Here is a 13,377-nt window from a genome sequence, read left to right on the forward strand (position 1 = left end):
CATGAATATCACGTTTCGCTGGTATGGCCAAGGTAATGATACGGTGACTCTTGAACATGTCAGACAAATTCCCGGGGTCAAAGGCATCGTCTGGGCTCTTCACCAGAAGCCCGCGGGCGAAGTATGGGAAAAGGAGGACATTGAAGCGGAAGTCAGATTCATTCAATCCTATGGGTTTCATGCAGAGGTCGTGGAAAGCGTGAATGTTCATGAAGCCATTAAACTCGGCCATGAAGAACGCGGACAATATATCGAACACTATAAACAGACCATTCGCAATCTGTCCGAATTCGGCGTGAAAGTCATCTGTTACAATTTCATGCCGATATTTGACTGGACGCGTACCGATATGTTCCGAGTGCTGGAGGATGGGTCAACCGCTTTGTTTTTTGAAAAAGCGAAAGTGGAAAGTCTGCCTCCGGAGGAACTGATCCGCACGGTTGAGAAATCTTCTGACTTGACGCTTCCGGGGTGGGAGCCGGAGAAAATGGCCCGGATCAAGGAACTGTTTGAGGCCTATCAAACGGTCGGTGAAAAACAGCTTTGGGCCAATCTAGAATTCTTTTTACATGAAATCCTTCCTGTAGCGGAGGAACACGGCATTCAAATGGCCATTCATCCGGATGATCCGCCCTGGTCAATTTTTGGCCTGCCCCGTATTATCACCGGTGAGAAAAGTTATGAAAAGCTGCGAGAGATTTCAGATTCACCCGCCAACTGTATTACGTTGTGCACGGGTTCGATGGGAGCGGATCCCGCCAATGATATGGTGAAGATCGCCAAACACTATGCGGGAGCTGCGCCGTTTGCCCATATACGAAATGTGAAAATCTGTGATAACGGTGATTTTACGGAAACTTCGCATCTTACCAGTGATGGGTCCATTGATATTACCGGTGTGGTAAAAGAATTGCACGGCCAAGGCTACAAAGGATATGTACGGCCTGATCACGGCCGTCATATCTGGGGCGAACAATGCCGGCCGGGTTATGGTTTATATGATCGTGCCTTAGGAATTATGTACTTGAGCGGACTGTGGGATGCATTCTCGTCTCATGAGAAAGAGGTGAAGGGATGAGACCGATTCATGAACGTTTATCAGGAAGAACCGCTGTCATAACAGGCGGGAGCGGTGTTCTCTGTTCAGCAATGGCAAAGGAGCTTTCACGGCAGGGGATGAAAATTGCGATCGTCAGCCGGAATGCTGATAAAGCAGAGCGTGCGGCGGGCGAGATTGCTGACGCTGGAGGAACCGCGGTTTCTGTACCGGCTGATGTTTCAGCCCGTGATTCGCTCGAAAAGGCAAAAGACGAGATTATCAGCCGGTTCGGTTCTGTCAATCTTTTAATTAACGGAGCCGGGGGAAACCACCCGGATGCGATCACTGCCAGTGAGACGTATGAAGAGGATGAGCAGAGCCCATCATTTTTTGATATGGACGAAACGGGGTTTTCCAGCGTATTTTCAAGCAACTTTACCGGTGCATTTCTGGCATCGCAAGTGTTTGGAAAAGACCTTTTGAAGGCGGAATGTCCCGCGATTATTAATATTTCTTCTATGAGCGCGTATACACCGATGACAAAGGTGCCCGCCTACAGCGCGGCTAAGGCGGCGGTTCAGAATTTTACGATGTGGATGGCTGTTCATTTCGCAAAAAAAGGGCTGCGGGTGAATGCCATCGCTCCGGGTTTCTTTTTGACTGCGCAAAACCGTGAGTTGTTATTACAGGAAGATGGAAGTCTGACAGACCGATCCAATAAGATTATGGCACATACACCGATGAAACGTTTCGGGAAACCGGAAGACCTTCTGGGAACGCTCCTGTGGCTTTCGGATGATTCATGCTCAGGCTTTGTCACCGGGGTCACCGTTCCCGTCGACGGAGGTTTTATGGCTTATTCCGGAGTGTGACAGAATCCATGTCCCTGTCAGATTGTAAACGATTTACTTCTGACTTATACTAGTGAAAAATGAAGACAGACGGGGATGAGTCTATGAAAACCATTACAATTTCTGATGTGGCGAAATATGCAAACGTATCTAAAAGCACCGTATCTCAATTTTTAAATCAGCGCTATGACTATATGAGCGAGAAAACGAAACAAAAAATAGAAGCGGCCATTCAAGAGCTGAACTATCAGCCGAATTTCGTCGCCCGCAGCTTAAAACAGAAATCAACATTTACGGTAGGTGTGGTGGTGGCTAATATTCTTCACACCTTTTCCACTCAGGTCATCAGGGCGGTGGAAGACTATTTTCATGAACAAGGATTTCATATTATTGTCTGCAATGCGGATGATGAACCGGAAAAAGAAAAGAAATATATTGAAATGCTCAGGGCCAAGCAGGTGGACGGAATTATTATTTTTCCGACGGGCGAAAATCTCTCTTTATATGAAAAGATGAAACGCGATACGTTTCCGGTTGTGTTTATGGACAGAACCATTGAAAAACTCGGGATTCCCACAGTGATGCTTGATAACCATCATGCAGCCGGTCTTGCCGTTGACCGGTTTATCGAGAGCGGCATTAAGAGAATCGCGATTATTACGACGTCCATTATTCGGGAAATCAGTCCGAGGGTAGAGCGGATTGAAGGGTATAAAAAGGCGCTTGACCGCCACGGAATGATGGTGCGGAACGAATATATCAAAACAGCCGATGCGGCTGATATTTCCAATGTTTTGTCAGAGCTGTTCTCACTTCAGGAGCCTCCGAAAGCGATATTGGCGGCAAACGATATCGTTCTTGTTGAGGTGCTGAAGTATATGAAGGAGCATGATATGACAATTCCTGATAAGGCAGCCGTCATCGGAATTGATGAAGTTCCTTTTGCGGGTTTTTTTACTCCTCCGATTACGACGATCGTCCAGCCTGCGGCAGAAATGGCGCGAAAAGCGGGAAGCCTTCTTCTTCGCCAGATACAAGAAAAAGATAGCGGTGAAAAACGGATATACCGCTATAAACCGGCGCTTCTCGCAAGGCAATCCGGATAACCGGTTTCATTGCATAAACCGGTTTACTCCGGCAATTTAAATTATGAAATAAGAGGGAGGGATTTTATGTTCTCAAAGGATAGATTCCCTATTATTCTTCTTTTATTTTCAGCCGGGGTGATTAACTATTTAGACCGCTCAGCGCTGTCTATTGCAGCGCCGTTCATACAGCAGGATCTCACATTGTCTGCAACCCAAATGGGGCTGATTTTCAGCAGTTTTTCTGTCGGATACGCTGTGTTTAACTTTCTCGGCGGTGTTGCATCTGACCGGTACGGGGCTAAATTGACATTGTGTACGGCGATGATCGTTTGGTCTCTTTTCAGCGGGGCGGTTGCGCTTGCTTTCGGATTTGTAAGTCTTTTGATTATCCGTATTTTATTCGGTATGGGCGAGGGGCCGCTGTCGGCTGCCATAAGCAAAATGGTCAACAATTGGTTTCCTCCGTCTCAGCGCGCCACGGTCATCGGCCTGACAAACAGCGGCACGCCGCTCGGCGGAGCGATTTCCGGCCCGATTGTCGGGATGATTGCTGTGGCATTCAGCTGGAAGGTTTCCTTTGTCCTGATCATGATCGTCGGTTTAGTCTGGGCGTTTATCTGGTTTAAATTTGTCAAAGAACGGCCGGCACAGACGGAAGACGCCCCGGCAATGAAAGCGGCGATTCAATCGCATGAGCAGCATATCCCGATGACCTTTTATTTGAAACAAAAAACGGTTCTCTTCACGGCTTTTGCCTTTTTCGCCTACAATTACATCTTATTTTTCTTCTTAACATGGTTTCCGAGCTATCTGGTGAAAGAACGCGGTTTAAGTGTTGAATTTATGAGCGTGGTGACTGTTATTCCCTGGATTCTTGGATTTATCGGTTTGGCGGCAGGCGGAATGATTTCTGATTATGTATACAAAAAAACCGCCGGAAAAGGGGTTTTGTTCTCACGGAAAGTCATTCTTGTCACTTGCCTGTTCGCTTCCGCTGTACTGATCGGATTTGCCGGACTTGTTACCACTATCGTAAGTGCCGTTATTCTCGTTGCTTTATCAGTCTTCTTTTTATATATAACGGGCTCTATCTATTGGGCGGTGATTCACGATGTGGTTGATCAAAGGAATGTCGGGTCAGTCGGCGGCTTTATGCATTTTCTTGCAAACACGGCCGGTATTATCGGGCCTGCTTTAACCGGCTTTATCGCGGATAAAAGCGGATCATTCTCGGGGGCGTTTTTGCTTGCAGGCGGATTAGCCGTTTTGGCCTCGGCTGCGGTAATCCGTTTCGTGCGCCCGATTATCATTCAAACCGCTTCTGAAGATAAAAAAGATACGATACCTTATTCGTAAGCCATCAAAGCCACTGAGGCTGTCCTGCCGATAACGGGATGGCCTTTTCGTTCTGCCGCTTGATCTGTTCCTATGATAATATAGGAATTGTTTACAAAAGAAGGGAAGAGGAGGGGGCATGAAACAGAAGCCGATATATGTCGAAATCAATATTGCATCTGATATAGAAACGCTTTGGGAATATACGCAAAACCCGCATCTTCATAAGGAATGGGATCTGCGTTTTTCTGACATTACATATCTTCATAGGCTGCCAGATGAACCGCAGAGATTTCTATATGAAACACGAATCGGTTTTGGGCTGAAGGTATGCGGCACAGGCGAATCAATAGGTGACATGAGGCCTCGCTCGTCAGAAAGAGTGTCTTCGCTCGCTTTTGCCTCTGATCATCCGCTGTCACTTATAAAAGAAGGCAGGGGCTACTGGAAGTATATAGAGCGGGATAACGGACAAACCTCATTTTTGACTCAATATCAATATGAAACGGCCCGCGGTCTGCCGGGAAGTTGGATAGACCGGTTTTTATTTCGTCCTCTGCTAAGCTGGGCTACCGCATGGAGCTTTGATGCGTTGCGGCTTTGGATAGAACAAAACAGACATCCGAAGATATCAGTCCGTTTCGGATTTGTCTATGTCTGTATGTGTCTCGTATTCAGTCTGTATTGGTTTTTTCAAGGCTTTCATGATGGCTGTGCCGATGCAGAGATCGTGAGGGGAGCGCTGGAGACAGGGTTAGGGGTATTATGGCTGCTTCCCATGCGGAGAAAGTGGCTGATTCACGCCGGGCAGTCAGTCTTCTTTTGTGTAACGGCACTGCTATATTCCGACGGCGGATTCGTGATCTCTTTAGGAGTGCTTACGATAGCCGGCATGATTCTTAAGTTCAAGCTGCCGAGCGCCTGGCATACAAAACGAAAGAGAGAAGTGAAATGACGGATTCAATGTATGAAAAAGCGATTACTCATTATCAATCACTGCACCCGATGCTGCAGAAACGGTACAGATTTGACGGATCACGCAGGTTTTGCGGAGAAGGCGTTATGTCAGAAATAAAGGGAGGTTCTTTTCTTGTCAGAATGCTTTTAAAGACCGGTGTTTTTTTCAGATGTTTTTTCTCAGAGAGGGGAAACGATATCCCTTTCACTATCGAAAACAAAATCAGGCAAAATGGCGTGGAATGGAATCGTACCTTTTTCTTTAAAAGCAAAACGCGTTTTTTTGATGCAGTCATGGAATATGATGAGCGGGAAAACAGAATTCTTGATTACTTCGGCAAACCTCACATCCTACTGTCTGAACTGCATTTAGAAGCGTCTTCAGACGGAGGGCTTGTTATTACATCCGGAAGGCAGTGGCTCCTGATAGGCGGAAAGAAAATCCCGCTTCCGGCATGGCTGTGCGGCAGTTCAACCGTTTATGAGGCTTATGATGAGGAAATGAATTGCTTCAGCATAAAGGTTCATGTGAAAAACCGGATACTCGGCACGCTTTTCTCTTACCGGGGGACTTTCCGGGAAACAGAGGGAGAAACATGCTGAAGCGTCATCTCATGGTCAGCGTGATTAGCTTTTTGGGATTTGCGGCGGCTGAAGCTCCGTATATATCAGCTGCTGAGACGTTTGTTTTATTATCCATACTTTTTTTCGTTCCCGCTGTATTCTGCTTTGCTTTTCGGCCGTCAAAGACCTTAGAGAATGTGTTGTTACGGAGTTATCCTGTTGCCGCTATAGGTGCGGCGCTTGCGCTTGTCACAGGCTTCAGTTTTTTTGCCTTTGTGTGGCTCATTTATACGCTTGGACTGGCACTGTATGCTGTCTGGCGGCTGATGAAAACAAATATTCACAGAACAGAAGAGATGTCTGTTATGGCGGGTTTCATTTATTTGGCCGGGGGCGGATTCTGGTTCTTCGCATATGTTCTTGAGATTCCCGTCATGAATTTCGGCCCGCTTATCGTTCTGCTGACGGCGGTGCACTTTCACTATTCCGCTTTTCTCATTCCGATCTTTAACGGATTGCTCGGCAGGATCATACGGGAGAAACGCGTACTTTACCGGTGGAGCACGGTCATTATTTTGATTTCGCCGGTCCTTATTGCCTTGGGGATTACATTTTCAAAGACACTTGATGTGATTGCTGTCGCTCTGTACCTGGCGGGTCTGTATGTAAATGCATATCTCGTCTTTAAGGCGCCGTTTGTTACGAAAACAGGCAGGATCTTGATCAGGAGTTCTTCGGCTGTGTTAATGATCACAATTGCTTTTTCTTTGATATATTCGTACGGTGTCTACCGCGAGGAGGCAACGCTCACGATCAGCCAGATGATTTGGATTCACGGGGCCGTCAATGCATTCGGCGTTATCCTGCCGGCTTTGGCGGGGTGGAGAATAGAAAATCCTAGACCGTTCGATGAGAACAGTGAAAGAACGTTCAGCAGAATTTACGGGAAAGGAACGATAGGCAAAGATTTTTTGACTGACATTCATGCAGCAAATGACATCCATTATACCGGCCTTCTGGATCAGCTGAGAGAACTGCATTCTGAAGACTTTTCAACTGAAAAGCTGGCGCCGGCCGTTATTTCCTTTTATGAAAAGACAATTGATTATGACATCATGGCGAAAGTGACGTGGAGCGGATGGTTTCGTCCGTTCGCGCGCGTGTACGAGCCGTTCAGCAGAAGAGCGGGGCAGATTCATCTGTCCATGAATCCGGATTGGTATATCATGCACAGTGATATTATAGGAGTTGACTCTGACAAAGACGGCAGAAAAAATGTCCGTGCGTGGATCAGAACAAATGAAAAGCAGGAAACCGTTTTTACTGCGCTGTATTCAGCGTACAGGGCAAAAGGGGAAGGATACATGAATATCTCTCTTCCGCTGCCGTACGGCCAAATGACGGGCATTTTAAAGCCTTATGTGCGTAAGCAGAATCTTGTTTTGACAAGCAGACGGCGAAAAAGCGGAGCGGGTGATGAAGGGATTTATCTCCAGACGAAATGGGGAACGTGTCATCTTCCGCTGGCAGAGACATTTCTTATTTCAGCCCAGAGCGAAACAAGCCTGAAGGCCGTTCATCATATGTGGCTGTTCGGACTGAAATTTTTAACTGTGCATTATCGGATCACTCACGCTTCCGCAGGTAATCGAAGCAAATATTAAGCTGCAGAGCCGTCTGTTTATCAGGCGGCTTTTTCTCATGCAAAGATCCATTGAGCGGCATGATGAAGGCAGCCGGGCAGATGTCCCTGCTGAAAATCTTGTTTTTGTCCATTTTAGCCCATGGCATGATTTTTACGGCAATGTTTGGCTTCACGACGGCATATTGGAATGTCGATTGAGTCTGTTCCGGCGGGCATGAGAGCAACATCGATGGGGCATACCAGGCGCTTTATGCACTCGGTATTTTCGGGGGACCTTGGTTGCGGGATTTTTTAATGATTGGCTGGGCTCAGAGCCGGATTTTATTTCGCGGCAGTGCTTTGGCTGGCGGCTGTCATACTTGCTCGGGGAGCCGATGCGAAAAATTCGTCGGAAAAAAGCAGGGAAGATGCGGCAAAGTATTATCAGACCTGATTTTTTATATGCTTGCCTAAAGAAATGATCTCATTGCGGGTAATGACCAAACAAGAAATTCATTTCAAGCTTGCTTTTGCGTTAGGTTTTATTTCAGCTGAATCAAAACTAACGCTGTAAACATTTTTATACGTGTAACGCTAACTGCAATAACACAATGTGCGGTTATTGCAGTTATAAATTTCTCTTTTTTGTCTCAATAACTAAAGTATACTTGGTTTATGAGACTTGTAATTCATTTCTCTGTATAACTTCCTAGAATATATATTATGTAAACTAGAAATTATGAAGAGAATATAAAAGCGAATCCATATTCTAACAGCATCCCCTTTTTTGTAAGGTAATATTAAAAAACCTCTACGTCCTTAATAAATTAAATTGGTCATAAAGGTTTTTCAGTTTGAGTATTTTCATCGGTTATGTCACTTGTTGCTGGTCTTCTTGATCAAGTCCACGCCATCGTATGCCAGACTTTCCACACTTGCAGCTTTCTGCAGGATGTAATGATCAAAAAAGTTCTTCGTATAGTCTGTAACAAGATTTCGCATCTCCGTGGCATCCCGTTCGCCTCTAAGTTCCTCATTCACACTGGTAAACACGATGTCGCAGTAATCTAAATGCGCAGCACGATCAACAGAGAAATAATAGGTATCCATGCTATTGTTAGCCCCAATGATCGCATTCATGTTATAGTTCGGTTCAGAAAACAGCAGCAAAAAGGGATTCTTAAGGTCGCTGCCCTGAAGGCCGAACGCTCCGCTGTCCAATCCAATCCCGCAGGCAAACCGGTCGTCGTCCCGGCAAACAATCGCCGTCGTAGCCCCGCCATAAGAATGTCCGACTATGCCCATGCCGATGTCAAGCAACAATCTGTCCTTAAAGATGGAATTCAGCTCTCCAGAGTCCAGTTTGACAAGATAATCGGCTGCATACCTTACATCTTCCGCCTGCAATTCACAATACTTTGTTAACTTGCCAAGAATCGGCAGTGTAAACACGTTATGGCACATCTCAATGGCAGTTTCATCGTCAGGACGCATCTCCATCTTACCAGCCAACGCCAGCATCTCCGGATCTTCAGAAAACGCCAAAATGGCAGCAGAAAAATCCTTTGATACATTAAACAGGCGCCCATCTTTACGCTTATACATCGTGCTATTCTGATGGCCGATGCTTACCGCCACATATCCCATGCTTGCCAAGTCTGTACAGATCACTGTGCCCCATTCTGGAGAACCGCCTCCGCCGCAAACATAGAATAACACCGGATAACGCTTTTCTTTCCCGGAGAGAGCAAGGTCGTCGTAACATTGGGTCTTGATATCTATAGAGTAAGCATCCTTCAACGCAGTGAGAATCGGCTGCTCATCAAGCATTTCGCAGACTTCAGGAAACATGTACGTTGATGTAGTCTTCCCTTCGCTGCTGTCGGACGGATAGTACACAAACGCCGTCAGTTCTCTTTTTGTATGATCTGATGCCGTGTACTCAAAATCCATTTGGGTGCGGCCGACAGTATAGCCGCCAATTGGCTCTGGAAATGCGTCATACCTTTTCATTCTCTTGTTCCCCCTTAAGTAATAAAAGTGGCGGATGTGAAATACATACATTGCGCGATAAACGCTTTTCAAAACTGTGAAACGATTACATTATATGTTCAGTGAATCATATCTACTCCGTCACGTAAACCTCCATGTATTGCTGTTTAAGATGATAAAAGCGGACATCGTTGCTGATGTCCGCCTAAAGCTTAACTAATGGGGTTCTGTTCCCCAAATCAGTTTTCCTTGATGATATAATGTAATTTTTTTCGTTGTTTTAAACGTATTTGATTGAAAAAAGGAATAATCGCCGCTTTGTGCATAATTACTCCAGTCATCATGGTGAAGACGAAGCTGAATATTCCCTGTGCTTGCTCCCGGTGACAGCGTTCCTGTTTTAAACCCCAGTTCCAGATAGGTATCTGCACCTTGCTTACACAAATTTGTGGATCAGATTGCCGCATCCAATCTGCGCGTAGTCACAGTCATAGTTTTGGCCTTTGTTTTTCGCGCTATACCAGTAACGGGCAGTGACATCTTTTAAATCAACCGTCGCATTGCCGTTATTTTTTATGTGAAGCTGCGGGCGGATTTGGTTGCTGTTCACACTCCCATCCCCTGCTTTGTATTGTACGGAAATGCCTTTTTCCTGTGCGGGATTATCTTGTGCTGGCGTTTCAGGGGCATCCTTCGTTGAATCTTTGCTGCCGCGAATGTTTTCTCTTACGAATGTTCCTGAAGCAGTTAAATCTGTAAGCGGCCAGCCGCCTGTTTTAGATGCTCCCGGCTTTAAAGCCGAAGATGATTCCTGCTTATCAGAAAGATTCCAGTTCACCCAGCTGATGTTCTTGCTGTCGAGATAATTCAGCCATTCCCGCGACTGGTCAAGGAATACACCGCCATTTCCAGACGCGTCGCTTGTTCCCCATTCCGTCACGAAAATAGGCGCTCCTTTGCTGAGTGCATAGTTTGCTTTATCCTGTAAAGATTGGCCGTGTGTGCCGGCATAAAAATGAAGCGCGTACATGACGTTTGCATCTTTTAGCTGGTCATCGGCAGCATCATTCACATCTTGGCTCCATGTACCGGTTCCGACAATGATGATGTTGTCTGGATCATTTTTGCGGATAGCGGAAATCACGTCTTCCGCATACGGTTTAATATCACGCTTCCAGTTCACATCACCGTTTGGTTCGTTTGCAATTTCATAAATGACGTTTGGCGTGTTTCCGTAAAGACTTGACATTTCCTTAAAAAATTCTTTTGCCTTCTCTTTATGTTGGTTTGGGTTGCCGTCATTTAAGATATGCCAGTCAATGATGACATATATCCCAAGTTCTTTTGCCGCTTCAACCGCTTCTTTTACTTTATTTTTCACGGACGGATTATCAATATAACCGCCATCTGCCGTATACATCGCCGCGCGGAAAACGGTTATGCCCCAATCGTCTCTCAGCCATTTTAAGCTGTCTTTATTGACGAAATCGCCATACCATTGCAGTCCATGTGAACTGATCCCTTTCAATTGTACCGCTTTGCCGTCTCGGTTTACGAGCTGTGTTCCTTTTATGCTAAGCTGACCATTCTTGGCTGCTGGCATTTTTGTCCCTGCTGCAGATGCCGGCGAAGCCGGCAAGCCGCCCATTGTCAATACCGTAATCAATAAACACGTAATAAAAATAGAAATTGACCGTTTCATATCTGATCTTTTCCTCCTTCGCATCATTTTGGCTCTTCGCTTCTTATGAGCTCGAACTCATTGTAAAAATCTTTCTCGTGATTGTCTATCAACCTAATTTCTTGTTTTCGGGAGGTTTAAAAGCCTGTCAATTTGCTCTATCTCTATTGAATAAGACACACCTGACACATATAGAACAAAGAAAACTGGACTGAATCGGGACTTTACACGTTATTTTTCAATCGAATCGAAAAATTAAATGTATTTCCAACGTAGTCGCGCTAAATATGATGAGTCTCAATATGGCATTGAATCTTATGATTGCTGTAAAAAGACGAGCCCTTGCCCGTCCTTGTTAATTTAAGGTTGATGTAAGGTTCGGATTAATACGGGTTAAGGTTGGAGTTGTACAATAAGATTGTACTTCAGTGTGGGCTTCAGCCAGAAGAATTCCCCCTTCAATAAATCATAGAGGTGAAAAGGTTTGAGAGAAAATAAAATTTTGTCTTCATTATGTTACTTCAGTATATTTTTTGCACCGTTTCTGTTTCCGATTATCGTCTATTTCTTAAGCCAGGACGATGTGAAAGATCATGCGAAAAAATCTTTATGGACGCATCTGATTCCTTATTTGATTTTTGGAATTGGCATCATCGCTTCAGGTTTACTTGGTATGAATGATATCAGACATGCCGGGCCTTTCCTGCTTGCGACTTATGCTGTTACATTCCTTGTGGCGATCTATTTTTTCATTTGGAACATTGTCAAAGGAATCAAAGTGTTTTCGGAATAATAGGAAAAAACGGTTCTGTTATTAATCAGCAGAACCGTTTTTTGTATAGCCATTATGATAATTGTATATCTATCGTTGTCCCTTCTCCCGCGGTGCTGTGAATGGTGATGTCCCCTCCGTGCTTTTGGATAACATCCTTTGCTATGGCCATTCCAAGACCAGAGCCTGCATGCGTCGTTCCTGTATTTGTCCCCCTGTAATAGCGATCAAACACTTTTTCCAGCTCCTCTTCTTCTATCCCTTTGCCGTTGTCCTTAATTGTCACATGAGTTCGTTCTTTTTGTTCAAGCTGTACAACGATCTTCACATCGGGATCATTGTGAACGAGGGCATTTAAAATGAGATTCGTGACCGCTCTCCGAATCAATATCGCATCAAGGTCCAGCATCAGCTTTTCCAGGTTCGTTTGAAGCTCAATGGACTTATCCGCATATCTGGAATCGTTTAAAATATCAATTAACGTTTCCCGCAGAAGCGATACAAGGTTTACCCGTTCTTTATTTAACATCACATCGTTGTTTTTCAGCCTTGTCGTTAAATTTAAATCTTCCATCACATCTTTCATATAGAGGGATTTACTCTCAATGATCCGGGCGTAATCTCTGATCTGTTCGACTGTGAGATGATAATTCGGATCTTTGATGATTTCTGCATAGCCTTGAATAGATGCTAATGGTGTTTTAATGTCATGAGAAATATGACTGATCCACTCTTCACGCATTTGCTCTAATTTATATTTTTCTTTTTTGCTTAAAGATAGTTGTTCCGATAAGTGATTGACATTATAGAACACATCTTTATAAATGCCTTTGGATTTCATTTTGATCGTATAATCTCCATTAGCTAACCGCTGGATTCCTTGAATGACACGGCCGAGCGGTTTTGTGAGCTGCCGGCTGAATAGATAGCCAATGAGTAACGCGATTAATGCATCTATTGATAATAATATGATGGTTCCTGCATTGAACTTCGTCACAAATTCCTTGGTATCATATGAGAGGGCAAATTTTCCGAGAGAGGGATTTTTAAACCCTATAAAGTAACTGTACTCCTTGCCGTTTACTTTTTTTCCGCCGGCGTAAATGGTTGATAATAATTGTTCATCCTTATATTTATGTAAATTTACAATTTCAATAGGCGTATATTTTTTCTTCAGTCCTTTAGGTTCTCTATCATGATAAACATCCTGTCCGTTTTCATCTAATATTTGAATCCATGCATTCTGCTCTTTTAAAGCTTTTTGGCCCTCTTTGTTTACTGTGATACCATTGTTCGATAACGTGACATATTGTCCGAATGATCTTGTGAAAGTTTCCGGTGTACTTTCTTCGTCATGTTGGGTGTTCGCCTGGAAAACGAGCCAAAACATAAAAATAAATAAATTAATGAAGACTGTAATGATGGTCACTATGATGACAGATACCATGTATCTGCCTGTTAATCGCCAATTCAT

At 44.6% G+C, this 13,377-nt stretch carries 11 protein-coding genes and 1 pseudogene; 9 read left to right on the forward strand and 3 right to left on the reverse strand.

Translation table 11 applies throughout. From position 1 onward, the window contains the following. Window position 1: 1 nt before the first annotated feature. The 8 genes from uxuA (at window position 2) to ACWJJS_RS10210 (ending at window position 7,912) form a co-directional block, all read left to right on the forward strand. Complete coding sequence (uxuA, locus tag ACWJJS_RS10175; protein ID WP_229154084.1) at window positions 2–1,078, forward strand: mannonate dehydratase; 1,077 nt, start codon at window positions 2–4, stop codon at window positions 1,076–1,078. Further along, on the forward strand, window positions 1,075–1,911 hold the full coding sequence (locus ACWJJS_RS10180; RefSeq protein ID WP_454023531.1) for an SDR family oxidoreductase: 837 nt from the start codon (window positions 1,075–1,077) through the stop codon (window positions 1,909–1,911). Before uxuA ends, ACWJJS_RS10180 begins: the two co-directional genes overlap by 4 nt. A gap of 83 nt (window positions 1,912–1,994) precedes the next feature. Beyond that, a complete protein-coding gene (locus tag ACWJJS_RS10185; RefSeq protein WP_278071879.1) occupies window positions 1,995–2,996 on the forward strand; it encodes a substrate-binding domain-containing protein in 1,002 nt (333 codons plus the stop codon). A gap of 66 nt (window positions 2,997–3,062) precedes the next feature. Then, on the forward strand, window positions 3,063–4,334 hold the full coding sequence (locus ACWJJS_RS10190) for an MFS transporter (protein WP_172614718.1): 1,272 nt from the start codon (window positions 3,063–3,065) through the stop codon (window positions 4,332–4,334). A 118-nt stretch (window positions 4,335–4,452) separates the two neighbouring features. After that, entirely contained in the window at window positions 4,453–5,268 is an 816-nt protein-coding gene (locus ACWJJS_RS10195) for a hypothetical protein (RefSeq protein WP_454023532.1), read from the forward strand. Then, window positions 5,265–5,873 carry a DUF4166 domain-containing protein gene (locus ACWJJS_RS10200; RefSeq protein ID WP_454023533.1) on the forward strand — a complete coding sequence of 203 codons (609 nt, stop codon included), beginning with the start codon at window positions 5,265–5,267 and terminating at the stop codon, window positions 5,871–5,873. The genes ACWJJS_RS10195 and ACWJJS_RS10200 overlap by 4 nt, the downstream gene beginning before the upstream one ends. Next, window positions 5,867–7,498, forward strand: coding sequence for a YndJ family protein (locus tag ACWJJS_RS10205; RefSeq protein ID WP_454023534.1), 1,632 nt, complete (start codon window positions 5,867–5,869; stop codon window positions 7,496–7,498). The genes ACWJJS_RS10200 and ACWJJS_RS10205 overlap by 7 nt, the downstream gene beginning before the upstream one ends. Window positions 7,499–7,777: 279 nt before the next feature. Beyond that, the gene (locus tag ACWJJS_RS10210) at window positions 7,778–7,912 is read left to right on the forward strand and encodes a hypothetical protein (protein ID WP_255219917.1); all 135 of its coding nucleotides are present in this window, start codon (window positions 7,778–7,780) and stop codon (window positions 7,910–7,912) included. Window positions 7,913–8,334: 422 nt separating this feature from the next. Here the strand turns inward: ACWJJS_RS10210 and ACWJJS_RS10215 are convergent, their stop codons facing one another. Both ACWJJS_RS10215 and ACWJJS_RS10220 read right to left on the reverse strand, forming a co-directional pair. After that, window positions 8,335–9,471: an alpha/beta hydrolase gene (locus ACWJJS_RS10215; RefSeq protein WP_182068880.1), complete on the reverse strand. Its 1,137-nt coding sequence runs from the start codon at window positions 9,469–9,471 to the stop codon at window positions 8,335–8,337. Window positions 9,472–9,666: 195 nt separating this feature from the next. Then, window positions 9,667–11,152: pseudogene (locus ACWJJS_RS10220) on the reverse strand (cellulase family glycosylhydrolase). 463 nt (window positions 11,153–11,615) lie between these two features. Between ACWJJS_RS10220 and ACWJJS_RS10225 the strand changes: the two are divergent. Beyond that, window positions 11,616–11,924, forward strand: coding sequence for a DUF4870 domain-containing protein (locus ACWJJS_RS10225; protein WP_031379072.1), 309 nt, complete (start codon window positions 11,616–11,618; stop codon window positions 11,922–11,924). A 52-nt stretch (window positions 11,925–11,976) separates the two neighbouring features. On the opposite strand, the gene ACWJJS_RS10230 is transcribed toward ACWJJS_RS10225, so the two are convergent. Then, entirely contained in the window at window positions 11,977–13,377 is a 1,401-nt protein-coding gene (locus tag ACWJJS_RS10230; RefSeq protein WP_454023535.1) for an ATP-binding protein, read from the reverse strand.

Source organism: Bacillus sp. JK106, from assembly GCF_053663355.1.